At 63.8% G+C, this 15,093-nt stretch carries 16 protein-coding genes and 1 tRNA gene; 11 read left to right on the forward strand and 6 right to left on the reverse strand.

Annotation, left to right across the window (positions count from 1 at the left end):
• Positions 1-57: 57 nt before the first annotated feature.
• A complete protein-coding gene (locus A3AS_RS0130225; RefSeq protein WP_018321238.1) occupies positions 58-849 on the reverse strand; it encodes an IclR family transcriptional regulator in 792 nt (263 codons plus the stop codon).
• Positions 850-976: 127 nt separating this feature from the next.
• Here A3AS_RS0130225 and A3AS_RS0130230 point away from each other — a divergent pair, with 127 nt between their 5' ends.
• The 7 genes from A3AS_RS0130230 (at position 977) to A3AS_RS0130260 (ending at position 7,293) form a co-directional block, all read left to right on the forward strand.
• Positions 977-1,942, forward strand: a complete 966-nt coding sequence (locus tag A3AS_RS0130230) for a tripartite tricarboxylate transporter substrate binding protein (protein ID WP_018321239.1) — start codon at positions 977-979, stop codon at positions 1,940-1,942.
• Between the two features lie 3 nt (positions 1,943-1,945).
• Entirely contained in the window at positions 1,946-2,563 is a 618-nt protein-coding gene (locus A3AS_RS0130235) for a flavin reductase family protein (RefSeq protein ID WP_018321240.1), read from the forward strand.
• A 44-nt stretch (positions 2,564-2,607) separates the two neighbouring features.
• Positions 2,608-3,468 (forward strand): fumarylacetoacetate hydrolase family protein, encoded by an 861-nt coding sequence (locus tag A3AS_RS0130240; RefSeq protein ID WP_018321241.1) that lies wholly within the window; start codon positions 2,608-2,610, stop codon positions 3,466-3,468.
• Between the two features lie 3 nt (positions 3,469-3,471).
• On the forward strand, positions 3,472-4,275 hold the full coding sequence (gene hpaH, locus A3AS_RS0130245) for a 2-oxo-hept-4-ene-1,7-dioate hydratase (protein WP_018321242.1): 804 nt from the start codon (positions 3,472-3,474) through the stop codon (positions 4,273-4,275).
• A gap of 25 nt (positions 4,276-4,300) precedes the next feature.
• Complete coding sequence (locus A3AS_RS0130250; protein ID WP_018321243.1) at positions 4,301-4,696, forward strand: RidA family protein; 396 nt, start codon at positions 4,301-4,303, stop codon at positions 4,694-4,696.
• A 14-nt stretch (positions 4,697-4,710) separates the two neighbouring features.
• Entirely contained in the window at positions 4,711-5,586 is an 876-nt protein-coding gene (locus tag A3AS_RS0130255; protein WP_018321244.1) for an amidohydrolase, read from the forward strand.
• A 183-nt stretch (positions 5,587-5,769) separates the two neighbouring features.
• Positions 5,770-7,293 (forward strand): tannase/feruloyl esterase family alpha/beta hydrolase, encoded by a 1,524-nt coding sequence (locus tag A3AS_RS0130260; protein WP_245283317.1) that lies wholly within the window; start codon positions 5,770-5,772, stop codon positions 7,291-7,293.
• Positions 7,294-7,322: 29 nt separating this feature from the next.
• Here the strand turns inward: A3AS_RS0130260 and A3AS_RS0130265 are convergent, their stop codons facing one another.
• A complete protein-coding gene (locus tag A3AS_RS0130265) occupies positions 7,323-8,330 on the reverse strand; it encodes an LLM class flavin-dependent oxidoreductase (protein ID WP_018321246.1) in 1,008 nt (335 codons plus the stop codon).
• Between the two features lie 425 nt (positions 8,331-8,755).
• Here A3AS_RS0130265 and A3AS_RS0130270 point away from each other — a divergent pair, with 425 nt between their 5' ends.
• From A3AS_RS0130270 to A3AS_RS0130280, 3 genes are all read left to right on the forward strand, one after another.
• Positions 8,756-9,244, forward strand: coding sequence for a twin-arginine translocation pathway signal (locus A3AS_RS0130270; protein ID WP_018321247.1), 489 nt, complete (start codon positions 8,756-8,758; stop codon positions 9,242-9,244).
• Positions 9,245-9,256: 12 nt separating this feature from the next.
• The gene (locus A3AS_RS0130275) at positions 9,257-9,919 is read left to right on the forward strand and encodes a ferric reductase-like transmembrane domain-containing protein (RefSeq protein ID WP_018321248.1); all 663 of its coding nucleotides are present in this window, start codon (positions 9,257-9,259) and stop codon (positions 9,917-9,919) included.
• Between the two features lie 61 nt (positions 9,920-9,980).
• Positions 9,981-10,457, forward strand: coding sequence for a cyclic nucleotide-binding domain-containing protein (locus A3AS_RS0130280; protein WP_018321249.1), 477 nt, complete (start codon positions 9,981-9,983; stop codon positions 10,455-10,457).
• A 133-nt stretch (positions 10,458-10,590) separates the two neighbouring features.
• Here the strand turns inward: A3AS_RS0130280 and A3AS_RS0130285 are convergent, their stop codons facing one another.
• The 4 genes from A3AS_RS0130285 to A3AS_RS0130310 all read right to left on the reverse strand — a co-directional run bounded on the left by A3AS_RS0130285 (position 10,591) and on the right by A3AS_RS0130310 (position 14,577).
• Positions 10,591-11,799, reverse strand: a complete 1,209-nt coding sequence (locus tag A3AS_RS0130285; protein ID WP_018321250.1) for a DUF418 domain-containing protein — start codon at positions 11,797-11,799, stop codon at positions 10,591-10,593.
• Between the two features lie 1,043 nt (positions 11,800-12,842).
• A complete protein-coding gene (locus A3AS_RS0130300; RefSeq protein WP_018321253.1) occupies positions 12,843-13,310 on the reverse strand; it encodes a nuclear transport factor 2 family protein in 468 nt (155 codons plus the stop codon).
• Positions 13,311-14,107: 797 nt separating this feature from the next.
• Positions 14,108-14,458 carry a RidA family protein gene (locus A3AS_RS0130305; RefSeq protein WP_018321254.1) on the reverse strand — a complete coding sequence of 117 codons (351 nt, stop codon included), beginning with the start codon at positions 14,456-14,458 and terminating at the stop codon, positions 14,108-14,110.
• Between the two features lie 44 nt (positions 14,459-14,502).
• Positions 14,503-14,577, reverse strand: a tRNA-Thr gene (locus A3AS_RS0130310).
• Positions 14,578-14,893: 316 nt separating this feature from the next.
• Here A3AS_RS0130310 and A3AS_RS0130325 point away from each other — a divergent pair.
• Positions 14,894-15,082, forward strand: a complete 189-nt coding sequence (locus A3AS_RS0130325; RefSeq protein WP_018321256.1) for a hypothetical protein — start codon at positions 14,894-14,896, stop codon at positions 15,080-15,082.
• Positions 15,083-15,093: the final 11 nt, after the last annotated feature.

Genomic DNA, 15,093 nt, shown 5'->3' on the forward strand with positions numbered 1-15,093 from the left:
TCGCGCGTCGGCCTCTCCCGCAGGCGGGAGAGACGAAGAACTAGCACCGTCTGCGCTTCATCCCCCGATCGCTTGCTCGATACTCCGCGCCTCCCGTAACAAGATCTCCGCGACCTCTTGCTCGCGGCGGGGGCCGAGCCTCGTTCGCACCGCGGAGACAGTGATGGCTGCAGCCGGTCGCCCGTCCGGGGTCTTGATCCAGGTCGAGATCGATTTCGTGCCCTGCACGAGGCCGATCTCCCTCAGGCCATATCCCAGCCGTCGCGCGGCGGTGACCTCGCCGAGGACCGTCGCCATATCGGTCTTGTAAGCCTCGAACCGCTTCTCGTTCGCTGCGACGATCTTTCGCGCCTCCGGCGCCGGCATCGCCGCGAGGATGGCGACGCCGGCACTGGAGACGCCGAGCGGGCGGCGCGCGCCGATCTCGATCGACAGCACCTGGATCGGATAGATTCCGATCCTGCGGTCGACGCACAGCGTGTCGTTGCCGGTGCGCACCGTCAGGAACATCGTGTCGCCGATTTCGGTGGAGGCACGTTGCAGCGATGGATTGGCGGCGATCAGCAGCCGCGACGGCCGCGGCCGTGCCAGCGCCAGCTCCGGCACCTGGTTGCCGATCGCGTAGCGGCCGGTCCGCTCGTGCCGCTCGACGATGCCTTCCTCGATCAGCACGTGGACGATGCGGTGCACGGTCGGACGGGTGAGGCCGGTCGCCCGGATCACCTCGGCCAATGGCACACCGTCCTCGCGGCCTGCGGCAAGAATGCGCAGCACTGCGAGCGCGCGCCGGATCGCCTGCGCGCCCTGCCGCGGGGATATCGCGTTGCGGGCGATTTTCGTCTTGTCCATAATATGGACAAGAACGCCACAATTCGCTCGACAGGACAAGCGCGCGTCTGGAGATTGCGCCCCGGTCGATCTGCCGCGCGCATCGCCGCACTCGACGTGAATTTGCAAGCGCTGCCGGGAGGTTAACATGAGATTAATCTGGATTGCCATAGCTGCCGCCACCGCGATGCTCGCGGGGCCCGCGTCGGGCCAGCAATGGCCGGCCCGCAGCGTCAAGCTGATCGTGCCTTATCCGGCCGGCGGCAATGTCGACAGCGCCGCGCGCATCGTCGCCGACAAGCTTCAGGAAAAGCTCGGCCAGCCCTTCATCATCGAGAACAAGGCCGGCGCCGGCGGCATGATCGCGGGCGAAGCCTTCGCGAAGTCCGCGCCCGACGGCTACACGCTGTTCGTCGGCGCAAATGGTCCGGTGCTGTTCGCAACCGAGATCAACAAGCGTGAAGCCTATAACTGGAAAAAGGACTTCATGCCGATCTCGACCATCTCGATGACGCCGCTGGTGCTCGAGGTGCATCCGTCGGTACAGGCGACGACGCTGAAGGAATTCCTCGATCTCGCCAAGCGCGAGCCCGGCAAGCTGACGATGGCTTCGCCTGGCCCCGGCACCACCAACCATTTGCTCAGCGAGCTGATGCAGTCGAACCTCGAGCTGCAATGGGTCACCGCGCATTACCGCGGCAACGCGCCGGCGATCAACGATCTGCTCGGCGGCCAGGTGCAGTTCGCATTCGACCAGCTCACGGTCAGCCTCCAGCACATCAAGGCCGGCCTGTTCCGCGCGCTCGCCGTCACCAGGCCGCACCGGCTGAAGTCGCTGCCCGACGTGCCGACCTTCGCCGAGCTCGGCTACAAGGACTTTGACGGCCAGACCTTCACCGGCCTGTTCGCGCCCGCCGGCACGCCGGCGCCCGTCATCGAGAAGCTGCACGAGACGCTGGTTGCGATCCTGAAGGATCCTGCCGTGGTCGACAAATTCGAAAAGCTCGGCGGCGAAGCCACGCCGATGACGCCGGACGAGTTCAAGGCCTACCTCGAGCGCGAGGACGCCAAGTGGATTCCGGTGGTGCGCAAGGCCAACATCAGGGCGGATTGATCGATGCGGATCGATCCGACCGAGCTCGGCGCCGAGCGCATCTACCGCCTGATGACTGGCATCGTGGTGCCGCGTCCGATCGCCTGGGTCACCAGCCTGTCGAGCAAGGGCGTGCTCAACCTCGCGCCGTTCAGCGCCTTCACCTTCGTCTCGCAGAAGCCGCCGATGCTGGCCATCAGCGTCGGCCGCAAGGGCGCCGACTACAAGGACACCGCGCACAACATCCTCGACACTGAGGAATACGTCATCCACATCGCCGATACGCCCCTGATGTCGGCGGTGCACGACTCATCGGTCGAACATCCGCCTGAGATCAGCGAGGTCGAGCATCTCGGCCTGGAGACGCTACCTAGCGAGCGCATCAAGGTGCCGCGGCTCGCCGCCGCGCCTGTGGCGATGGAATGCCGCTTCCGCCAGTGCCTCGAATTCGGCGAGGCCAAGAGCCGGCTGATCGTCGGCGAGGTCGTGATGTTCCATTTGCGCGACGGCCTCGTGAACGACGGCAAGGTCGAGACCAAGGCGCTCGACCCGATCGCCCGCATCGGTGGGCCCCGTTACGCCCGCCTCGGCGAGATCGTGACGCTGAACACCGTATTTCAGACGCCCAAATCGAAAGACTGAGCGCGCCGCCCGCCGCGCTGCTCGACACAAATTGGAGAACGACCATGCGACTGGTAAGCTATCTCGTGGACGGAGAGCCGCGCTACGGCGCGGCCGTCGAAGGCGGCGTGATCGATCTGACCAGGCGGATCGGCCGCGACTTCTCCGACGTCAAGGCGCTGATCGCGGCCAACGCGCTGTCCGACGCGCAGGAAGCGATCGCGGGCGCGACGCCGGACTATGCGCTCGACGATCTCGTCCTGTTGCCGCCGGTGCTGGCGCCGGAAAAGCTCTGGTGCATCGGTGTCAACTACGCCGAGCGCAATGCCGAGTACAAGGACAATTCGGACCTGCCCAAATATCCGAGCCTGTTCGTGCGCAGCATGTCGTCGATGACAGGCTCCGGCCAGCCGCTCGAGAAGCCCAAAGTTTCGGAGCAGCTCGACTATGAGGGCGAGCTCGTCATCGTGATCGGGCAGGGCGGCCGTCACATTCCGCGCGAAAAAGCATGGTCGCACATCTTCGGCATGACGTTGTGCAACGAGGGCACCATTCGCGACTGGCTGCGTCACGGCAAGTTCAACGTCACGCAGGGCAAGAATTTCGATCGCTCCGGCAGCATCGGCCCGTGGATCGTCACGTCGGACGAGCTCGACCCGCGCGGCCCTCATGACATCACCACGCGTGTCAACGGCGAGGTGCGGCAGCAGGACACGACCGAGCGGCTGATGTTCCCGTTCGATTATCTGATCTCCTATCTCTCGACTTTCGCGACGCTGAAGCCCGGCGACATGATCGTCACGGGCACGCCGACGGGGGCGGGCGTTCGCTTCGATCCGCCGCGCTGGCTGAAGGTCGGCGACGTCGTCGAGGTCGAGTCGAGCCGCATCGGCGTGCTCCGGAACACCGTGGCCGCGGAGCAATAGATCATGCTGGATGCCGCCACGATCGAGCGCCTCGCCGCGCGCCTGGATGAAGCCGAGCGCACCAAGTCGCTGATTCCGATGTTCACGAAGGAATATCCCGATTTCAGCATCGAGGATGCCTACGCCGTCCAGCGCGCCTGGACCAAGCTCCAGCTTGGCCGCGGCCGAATCATCAAGGGCCACAAGATCGGCCTGACCTCGAAGGCGATGCAGAACGCGGTCGGCATCAACGAGCCGGATTACGGCGTGCTGTTCGCCGACATGTTCTATGCCGACGCCACGCCTGTTCCGTTCGATCGTTTCCACGCACCGCGGATCGAGGTCGAGCTCGCCTTCGTGCTGAAGGCGCCGCTGCGCGGTCCCGATTGCACCATCTTCGACGTGCTCAACGCCACCGATTACGTGACGCCGGCGCTGGAGATTCTGGAGACGCGCATGCACCGCGTCGATCCCGAGACCGGCAAGACGCGAAAAGTGATGGACACGATCTCGGACAATGCGGCCAATGCCGCGCTGGTGCTCGGCGGCCGGCCGTTCCGCCCGCTCGATGCGGATTTGCGCTGGATCGGCGCGCTCTTGTTCCGCAACGGCGAGGTCGAGGAGACCGGGCTTGCTGCCGGCGTGCTCAATCACCCCGCCAACGGCATCGCCTGGCTCGCCAACCGCCTCGCGCCGCATGACGAGCATCTGAAGGCCGGCGAAGTCGTGCTGGCGGGCTCGTTCACGCGGCCCGTCGACATCCGGCGCGGCGACACGTTTCATGCCGACTATGGCGCCTTCGGCTCGGTGTCGTGCCAGTTCGTCTGAAGCAATAACAAAGAGGAAGCGCACCATGAGTGGTCACACGCGGCGCAAGAGCATCCACATCGGCGGCTTCAAGCACGTCAACCCGATTCCGAACGCCTGCCGCATCGGCAATCTCGTGATGTCGGGCGTCATCCTCGGCCGCGATCCCGCGACCAACGCGATGCCGGAGAGCCTGGATGCCCAATGCGCAAACATGTTCGCGCACATGAAGGCGACGGTGGAGGCCGCCGGCGGCACCACCGACGACATCATCAAGATGACGGTATGGCTGAAGGACCGCACGCAGCGCGGCCCGGTCAATGTCGAGTGGCTAAAAATGTTTCCGGACGAGCATTCGCGCCCGGCGCGCCACGCGCTGCCGATGGACAATATGGACGGCGGCGCGCTGGTGCAGTGCGACTTCACCGCCGTGATCGACTGAAGGAGTTCTAGCGCATGCCGACCTATCTGCCGTTCGATCCCAATCCGCGCCGCCCCATCAAGGCCCCGCCGCCGAAGACCGTCGACAGCCAGTTCCACGTGCTCGGGCCCATCGACAAATATCCGGAGCGTCCCGGCGCGGCCTACCGCATGCCGACCGCGACCTGGGAGGCCGCGCTGCGCGTCCACAAGGCGCTCGGCATCGAGCGCGGCATCATCGTGCAGACCACGACCTACGGTGCCGACCATGCCGTCGTGCTCGACGGCCTCGCCGCGATGGGCCCGAACTATCGCGGCTGCGCCAACGCACTGGTGTTCGCGGAGGCGAACGACGCCTATCTCGCCAAGCTGCATGACGCCGGCGTGCGTGGCGCGCGCTTCAGCTTCCGCCAGGAGCTCGGCGCGGTGTTGTCGGATGCCGATTTCGCCCGCGCCATCGCCCGCATCCGTGAGCTCGGCTGGTACGTCAAGATCCAGCCGGAGAAGGACGGCATCGTCTCCAGCGTCGCCAAATACGAGAATCTCGACGTCCCCGTGCTGATCGATCACATGGCGCGCCCCGATCCGGAAGCCGGCAAGAGCGATCCGAATTTGCGCAAGATGCTCGAGCTGCTCAAGAAGGGCAATTTCTGGGTGATGCTCTCGCTCGGCGAGAAGACCTCGAAGGCCGGCGCGCCCTATGACGACGTGATCCCGATCGCGCGCGCCTATATCGAGGCCGCCGTCGACCGCTGCGTCTGGGCCAGCGACTGGCCGCATCCGGTCTCCGTCAAGCAGCCGCCCAACGACGCCGATCTGCTCGAGCTGATGTATCGCTACGCGCCGGACCAGGCGGAGCTGGAGAAGATTCTCGTCCACAATCCGGCCAAGCTGTTCGGCTTTCCGGACTAGTCGGAGCATTCACGGTCGGGGGACCGCATGTTGATCGTTTCGGCACGTAGGCTGCGTCGTCCGGTTTGGCAGGCCGCGCTTGCTTGCATCGCAAGTGTTGTCTCCACCGCAATCGCAGCAGCAAGCGACACCGTCCCGCCCGTGACCGCATGCGATCGGCTCCACCAGGAGTCCGGTCCGACGATGCGCGTCAGCGAGGCGCAGTCACGTCCATCGGCCGGCGGCCTCGCCGCGCATTGCGAGGTGATCGCTTATCTCGACGAGCGAACCGGCGCCGACGGCCAGAAGTTTGCGATCGGCCTGCATCTCCGATTGCCGGACGCATGGAACGGCCGCTTCGTGTTCCAGGGACAGGGCGGCACCGACGGTGTTCTCGGCAGCGGCGATGCACAGCCCGGCGGCGGACAGCCGAGTGCGCTCAATCAGGGCTACGCGACGGTTACGACCGACGCCGGCCACGCCAACGCGCCGGGCCCTCTCGGCGGCGCCAGCTTCGGCCTCGATCCGCAGGCGCGGATCGATTTCGGCTATCGCGCCGACGACGTCGTGACGCGGCAGGCGAAGCACTTCATCCAGGCCTATTACGGCCGCTTGCCAAAATACTCCTATTTCCTGGGCTGCTCCAATGGCGGACGGCACGGCATGGCGATCACGCAGCGCTTCCCCGACCACTTCGATGGCGTGGCGGCCGGTGCACCGGCATTTCGAATGCCCGAGAAAGGGCTTTCGGGCGCCGCCGTGACGCAAGCCTTTGCGGCGATCGCACCGAAAGCGGCGGACGGCCGCCCCATCCTGGCGCAGGCCTTGTCCCAGGCCGATATGGATTTGCTGTCCAAGGCCATCGTTCAATCCTGCGATGCAGCCGACGGGCTTGCCGACGGCATCATCGACAATGTGCCGGCCTGTCGTTTTTCGCCGCGCACGCTGCAGTGTTCCGCCGAGAAGATCGCGAGCTGTCTCTCCGCCGCGCAGGTCACAGCGGTCGAGAACTATTTCGAGGGACCGACCACGGCACAGGGCCGCAGGATCTATGCGCCCTATCCCTATGATTCCGGCATCGCCACGGAGGGATGGCGGCGCTGGATTCTCGGCAACGCACCCGACAGCCGCGTCAACGCCTTCAACGTCTCCTTTGGCGCGACGCTGGCCTATCTCTATATGACCCCGCCCCACGCGCCCTTGGCGAGCGAAGCGGACGCCGTCTACGATTTCTATCGCTCCGTGGATGTGACGGAAGCCCACGCGAAAATCTTCGGCACGAGCGCGGCGATGCCGGAAAGCTCCGTGCAGACGATCTCGGCGAACGCAGTCGATCTCTCCGGCTTCCGTGCGCGGCGCGGCAAGCTGCTGCTTTATCACGGCGTCAGCGATCCCACGTTCTCCGCGCTGGATACGCTCGATTGGTACAAGCGCCTCACGAATGCGGTGGGCGGAGAAAAAGAAACGGCCGACTTCGCCCGCCTCTTCCTCGTGCCCGGCATGAACCATTGTTCGGGAGGGCCTGCCACCGACAGCTTCGACGTGCTGACCCCGCTGGTGAATTGGGTCGAGCAGGGCCGCGCCCCAGAGCGCATCCAAGCTCGTGCGGGTGCGAAGACGCCCTGGCCGGAGCGCAGCCGGCCGCTGTGCCCCTATCCGCGCCAGGCGCGCTATCTCGGCCAAGGCAGCATCGAGCAGGCCGAGAACTTCACCTGCGCCGTCCCTTAAGCCGCCGCGACGCTCGCGGCGCGCATGGCTCACGCCGCCGGCTGCTTTGCCAGCCGGTCCCGCACCTCGGCCGCGATCTCGAACGAGCGCAGCCGCGCGGTGTGGTCGTAGATCTGCCCGGTGGTGATCAGCTCGTCCGCGCCGGTATCAGTGATCAGCGCCTTCAGCTTCGCCTCAATCACATCGGGCGAGCCGACCGCGGAGCAGGACAGCGACTGGCCGACCATGGCCTTTTCCGCCGGCGACCACAGCGCGTCCATGTCGTCCACCGGCGGCGGCAGCGGCCCCGGCGTGCCGCGGCGCAAGTTGATGAATGCCTGCTGCAGCGAGGAGAACATCCGCTGCGCCTCGGCGTCGCTATCGGCCGCGAACAAATTGACGCCGATCATCGCATAGGGCTTGTCGAGCTGCACCGATGGCTCGAAGCGCGCGCGATATTCGCGCAGCGCCGGCATCATCATTTGCGGCGCGAAATGCGAGGCGAAGGCGAACGGCAGGCCCAGCATCGCGGCAAGCTGCGCGCCAAAGGTGCTCGATCCCAAAATCCAGAGCGGCACCCTGGTCCCCATGCCGGGCACGGCGCGGATCGCCTGGTTCGGTTGCACGTCGCCAAGCAGCGCCTGCAGCTCCAGCACGTCATGCGGAAAGTTCTCGGAGCTGGTGGCGAGGTCGCGCCGCAGCGCCCGCGCGGTGAACTGGTCGGTGCCGGGCGCGCGCCCGAGCCCGAGATCGATCCGCCCGGGATAGAGCGATTCCAGCGTGCCGAACTGCTCGGCAATGACCAGCGGCGAATGGTTCGGCAGCATGATCCCGCCGGAGCCGACGCGGATCGTCTTCGTTCCGCCCGCGATATGCCCGATCACCACCGACGTCGCCGCGCTCGCGATGCCCGTCATGTTGTGATGCTCGGCCAACCAGAACCGCTTGAAGCCCCAGCCTTCCGCGTGCCGGGCGAGATCCAGCGAGTTGCGGAACGCCTGCGCGGCGTCGCCGCCCTGACAAATCGGCGCGAGGTCGAGCACGGAGAAGGGGATCATGGGGAGGGTACCGGCAAGAAGGAGCTGTGCCACCCACATGTAGTGTCCGTGCGCAGGAAGGGTAGAGCACTTGCGAACCCATCATCCTTCGCCGCCGAACGAGCCAGATGAGTTTCGCTCCGCTTGACCCATGCTACGAAGCTGTTCGAGCGGCCGCGCACCCGTTCACAACACTGTTATTGCGACCCGTTGCGCCCTGCGTCGTAACTGGGCGTTTCAGGCCTGGTGTTGTATCGTTGAAGCAGCAATTGCCCGCTAGTCGCGTGTCCCGGACGCGGTGCAGCGTGAAACGCTGCTCCGCAGAGCCGGAACCCGTCAGGCTAGGCCCCGGCTCTGCAGCTCATCACTGCGTGCTGCACCGCGTCCGGGGCACGAGAAATCATCGTACGGCGCGCCATCGCGCCGACCGCCCGGAGGAGACTGACATGACCACGGTCGTATTCAACCGCCGCAATCTTCTCGCCGCCGGTGGCGCCGTTCTGGCAACCGGCGTGTCCGGGCTCCTGTTGCCGGCCCGTGCGGCAGGCCTCGCGCCGACCGAAACGATGTCGGGTGGTGCGAACAACTACCGCAAGGGCGCGGCGATCGTGGATCGCATCGGCAAGGGTGGATTCTGGATGAGCGGCACCGTCCGCCGCGCCGGTGACGGCGCGCCGCTCGCCGGGCAGCGTATCCAGATCTGGGCGCACACGGTCGAAGGCCAGGAGCATGAGCCGCAGAGCCACGGCGCCACGCTCACCGATAAGGACGGCAAGTTCCGGCTCGAGATGCCGCAGATCATTCCGATCTTCGGCCAGCCGCATGGACACCTCGCCTATGACAGCGGCGAGTTCAAAACCGTCTTCCTGCGGCCGGTGATGCGGAGCGCCAAGGAAACCAGCCTCGAAGCGCATTTCGTCCTGCAGCCGGCCTGATCGGGCCAGCGAATGACGGGGTGGAGATTGGCCCGGGCGATCCTGATCTGGGTTGCCCTCGCCCTGGCCATCGGCGTTCCGATCGCAGCTGCTGCGACGAGCGAGCAGCTCGCATGGCGTGGACCGGTTTATATCCTCGCAGGATTCGCCGGGATTATCGCGCTCGGTCTCGTGCTGGTTCAGCCGCTGCTGATCGGCGGATATCTGGCGCCGCTGTCGGCCTATCGCGGGCGGCGTGCCCATCACTGGATCGGCGGCACGCTCGCCTTCGCGGTGGTGATCCACGTTGCCGGCCTCTGGATCACCAGCCCGCCCGACATGATCGACGCTCTCACCTTCTCATCGCCGACGCCTTTCTCCCCCTTCGGCGTGGTCGCCATGTGGGCCATCTTCATTGTTGCGCTGCTGGCGTCCCTGCGCCGGCGGTTGGAACTGCGACCGCGAACCTGGCGCATCATTCATATTCCGCTGGCGATCGTCATCGTCGTGGGCAGCGTGGTCCATTGCCTCCTGATCGAGGGCACGATGGAGACGATCTCGAAGGTCGTGCTGTGCATGTTGGTCCTTGCGGTGACGGTGAAAGTCATGATCGACCTGCAGGTCTGGCGAAAGCGACGGACGCTGCGCGGGGAGAGTGGCGCGCGGTCCGCGGCCGAGGGCCCCGGATTACTCTAACGCTCTATTCGGCTACGGCGCTCTGCTTGCCGCTGATGGCGACGGGGCGTATCCTTGCGCAATGGCTGTCAGTGCTCCCGATCTGGAAGCGTTCCTGCTCGCGACGCCGTTCTTCGGCGGTCTTCCGGAGCCAGGTCTCGACCTCCTGATGTCCATGCTGGTCGAGCGCAGCTTCGACGCCGGCGCAACCGTCGTGGCGGAAGGCGAGCCGGGGCGCTCGATGTTCATCGTCAAATCCGGCCGGCTCGCGGTGAGCAAGCGGGCGAATGCGGGCAGCGTCATCCCGATTTCGATACTGGAGCGCGGCGACTTCTTCGGTGAGATGACGCTGATCGAAATGCAAAACCGCTCGGCAACGGTGGTCGCGGAGGTGCCGACGGTGCTGTACGAGCTGACCGCCCAAAATCTCTACGCCTGCTACAAGGCCGACATCCACGCCTATGTGATCGTCCTGCAGAACATCAATCGCGAGCTGTGCCGGCGCTTGCGCCGGGCGGATGAGCGGTTTGCCCGACGTGCGGCGGGTAACGACAATTGATGGTGCGTCGGATGAGTAGAGCACTCGCGAAACCCACATGCTTAGTCAGCGCCTCGAAAGGATTTGACGGGTTTCGCTTCCGACTTCGCTCATTGAGCTACGGCGGACAAGTCGCTTGACCCATTCTACGGACTTAGGCCGCCCGTTGGCCCGAGTCGTTGAGCCCAGCCCGTAGAAGCGGCTGTGGCGTGCCGTACATGAGCGTTCGCCATAACCATTCGACGGGACCATATCGGTGCCGACCTAACCACCATCCGCTGAAGATGACCTGGGCGACGTAGACCACGAACCCGATCGCGAGCGCTTCGGCGGCGCCGAGAAGACCGAAGAGCCCAAGGCCGTAGCCATAGAAGATCCACCCGAAGATTACGGATTGGGCGAGATAGTTCGTGAACGCCATGCGGCCCAGCGGCGCGGCCCAGCCCAGCAACGCTTTCCCCCTGGCCGAGCTGGCGATAGCGATAATGATGGCACCGTAGCCGAGCGCAAGCAGGATCGTGCCTGCGGGAGTGGCCAGTACGCCGAAACTCGTGCCGGCCATCGCGTTCCCTGCTCTCAGCAGGATAATGGCTGCACCGAGACCAACGCAGCCGGCCCCAGCCGTGAACAGGAGGATGTGATTCGGCTTTTGCAGGACGCCGCTGCGCCACACAAATGCACCCAATAGAAACAGGCCCAGGGTGCGAGGGAAGACATAGATGTGCAGCGGGAGGATCAAAGCGATTTCGCGAAGCCGGAACGCCAGCACCTCACCGAAGTTTCCAGTTGCATAGACGCGGTTCGCCTCTTCCACATTGCCTTGGATCGACGCGAGGCTGGGGAACAGCCCGGGCGGCGACCATACCTGCATCGTCAGGTAAAGCCCGAGAAACGCGGCCGCGCCTGCCAGCAAGAGCCAGCGGGGACCAAACAGGAACGGCAGAACGACGAGACCCGCTATCGCATATTCGGTGAGAATGTCGCCATTCCAGATCAGGCACAGGTGAATCAATCCGAATATCAGCAAGACAAGCAGACGGCGAAACAACAGAAGCACGCGACGCGAGTTCGCCGCAAGATGCTCGAACTGGATTGCGAGTCCCACGCCGAACAGGAGCGAGAACAGCGCAAACGCCTTCATGTCCACGGCCAGCATCAAGACCGTCTCGACAGCTCGATCCAGGGACGATGCAGGCTGTTTAGCCGGCAGGAACTGCTGGAAGATCGAGACGCGGAATTCGGTAACCAGGTTGATCGCCAGAACGCCAAGCAGAGCCACGCCACGAAGTGCATCGATGCTTTCAATGCGGTCGGAAGGGCTTATGGGGCCGGGGAGGCTTTCGTGGATCGGAGCCAAGACCATTGTGCCACGACTATAAATTGTAGCACGAATTTGGGTAGCCTCATTTCGCCTATGGACCCCTGCACCGGCACTCTAAGCGCAGACCTCTTCGCGCGTGGGATGGGTAGAGCCCTTGCGAAACCCATCACGTTTCGTCACCGCCTCGAAAGGATTTGATGGGTTTCGCTTCCGCCTTCGCTCATTGAGCTAAGGCGGACAGGTCGACACCCATCCTGCGAGCCCGCGCCCTGATACGGTTACAGCAACGCCATCGCGTGCAGTGAGTTTCTATGAAAGCCGAAGGCAACGATGCCGGAGAGAAGCAACGCAATCCCGGTCACGATCAGGCAGCACGCAAACACTATCGAAGCCTCTGGTTCGTCATCCACGACAAAGACGATAATAGATAAAACTTTACCGACAATCGAAAGGAAGAATTAACCTTACCTGCGCAGCCAAACCGGCCGGAGCCCGGTATCAGCGCGCAGGATGGGCGGAGCGCAGCGATCGTGCCTTGGCCCGAACAAACGGCTGCGCGGGCGGATGAGCGGTTCGCGGCACTGCAGCTGAATGGCCGAAAATTGATGGTGCGCAGCGGACAGAGCCTTGCGAAACCATCATGTTTCGCCGCTGAGAGATCGGATCTTGGCAGTCACGACTTGTCGTGCGCGTACTTCTCCAAGACCAGCCGATTATACTCGTCCCTGACGGCTCTGCGGGAAATATGTCCCTTCCGGTCCTTGGCGATTTTCAGAAGATCAGGGTCGGTCGGTGCCTTCGATTTCCGCCGAAATCTCGCAAAGAGAGGGGTCGTCGGCTCCGACATCCTTACAAACAGGCGGTCGAACCATCCCATTTTGTCCTCCCGGACAGGCTGCGAGCCAAAGATTATCACCATGAAACGAGGGGTCAACGTGCAGTGCAACGGCATCTTATAAGCCGCCCGGTTCACCCCGAGCCGCCGCGCCCAATCGGACGGAGAGCCATCGGTTCTTGTGGCTCGCTTGATGAGATGCGAACCAACTGGCGCCATTGTTCCGAAGCATTCGGCAAATGAATTTGGTCTATGGCTGAGGCGCAGGAATTGGAAGGATGCTTGTTATCTTCCAACCGTCGCCCGTTTTCACCAGCACTTGATTCATCAGGAACCTTGTCGGCTGCGCAGTCTGCCCAGGCGGTGAAATCATAAAGGTTATTGGCACATAGAGTTGCGCCACCCCCGTCTGCAATTCGATGACCTTCAGTTCGTCCATTTTCGGGTCGAGGGACCAAGTGCCTTGATACAGAGTCTCAAAGCGCTTGATGGCTGCGGCGCGACCCCAGACAGGGGCGCCACGGGTGATCCACAAGAACTGAGCTGAATCTTGCAAAAGCTCACCAACCTCCTTGAGGTCATGAGCGTTTTGTGCGGCAACAAATCTTGCGAAAAGAGCCTTCACCTCGTCCTCGCTGCCCGCGCGAACCGCGTCAGCCGTAGTCAGGAGCAGGAATGAAGCGAAGAGAGCCAGATGGCTTCGTGCGCGGAAGGTCATGATCGTCCTCCCTCGATGTCGCGGCGAAGAACCGCTCGCGGTTATCCGTCGCAACAGAAAATTACCCCAACGATGGTCCAAATACCACGTGATTTCAGACGCCATGGCCGGTGGTTGGGAGTCCTGCATCGGGTCAAACCCGGTATTGACCGCAACGCTTCTGACCCGTCGGGCAAAACACCCCAAATCCCGTCAACCCCTTCCCGCAAAGATATTCCACTTTACCGAAATTCGGAATTGCGGCATATTCCCGCCATCCCGGCCCGAGGAGAGGGGCGATCGTACGTCGCAACGAACGTGGGCCGGGGTGCGATGGACGCGGCTGCGTCGGGCACGGGAAGGCGGGACCAGGGCGGGTGAACCTCGTGAGGTCCTTCTCCGTGTGACGAACGAAGCAGTCGCGTACGGCTAAACCATGTGGTCCTGGCTGTCGTTGCTACAGCCAAGCTTTCGCGAAGATGCATCGGCCGACCGGACGCGGTGCATCGGTTTTCGCGAGGTGACGGAGGCCAGAAGGAATTCGGCTCCGGGGAGAGCAGGCATAGGCCGTCAACCCATCGCGCAGGGAAGGCCGGGTGTTTTCCGGCCCACCTGTTGTCCGCCTGCGCATTTGCGTGTGCAAATTCTTCGCGCAGCGGGTCATGGGTGCCAGCCGGCACCCGGTCTTCCCTGCGCCCTCTTCAAGGAAGAGGGTCAAGGAAAATAGCAAAACTCGGACGCTTCGCGCCGCGAGAACGTTGCTTGATGTGTGAACACTGGAATGACCGCGCGCTCTCGCCTCGCCCGTGTCGCTCCAGTCAACGGCGGGCGGCGATCGCCGTCAGCTCCAGCTTGATGCCCGGGCCGAGATCCGCAACGCCAACGGCCGCACGCGCCGGCAGATGGTCCGCGGGGAAATAGCGCTTCCACACCTGGTTGAACGCCGCCTTGTCGGCGAGATCAGCCACAAAGATCGTCACCTGCAGAACGCGGGAGAGATCGGAGCCGGCCCCCTCGAGCAGGGTCTTCATCTGGCGCAGCACATCGTCGGCCTGGCCCGTCATATCGAGCCCCGCATCCTCGGGGACGATGCCGCCGAGATAAAGCACGCCATTATGCTCGACGATCTCGTGGAGCAGTCCTTCATAGGGCAGGGAACGTGTGATCACGATCGCATCCGTGGGTGTTGCGGGCTCGCTGCAATGGGAAAAAATGGTGCTGCCAGACAGGATTGAACTGTCGACCTCTCCATTACCAATGGAGTGCTCTACCACTGAGCTACGGCAGCATGTGCTGGTGAAGAATCGGGCGCCCGAGGGGCGCTACCAAGCGGGCCGATATCTGCCACAAGCGCCCCTCCTGTGCAAGCTTGCTAGGCCCGTCAAACCGAGAAAATCGGGCCGATATCGCGGCCAAAATGCCCATTTTGACGCAAAATCACCGACTTCCCGCCGAATCGGGCCCCGATATCCCCCGCCAACTGGCCAGTTGCCCCAGGCCTCGGATTCGATCCATTTCGCGTTTCGCACGAATGGATCGCGCTCGCCTCTTGAGCTGTCGCCATTCGGTGGCATCCTGCCGCCGATCGATGTGATGGACCCGTGATGGCTAACGAGACCGACAAGAGCACGAACGAGGCGAGGACGTCCCGGGATGACCGCCTGAAAGCGGCGCTGCGCGAAAACCTGAAGCGGCGGAAGCTGCAGGCGCGCGAACGCGCCGCAAGCACGGACCCCTCGCAGAATGACGATGGTTCCCTAAATGAGGGGACCGCCGGGAAAGCCGGCACCTAAGAATTTTGGAA

Source organism: Bradyrhizobium sp. WSM2793 (assembly GCF_000379585.1).
In the GTDB taxonomy this organism is placed as follows: Bacteria; Pseudomonadota; Alphaproteobacteria; order Rhizobiales; family Xanthobacteraceae; genus Bradyrhizobium.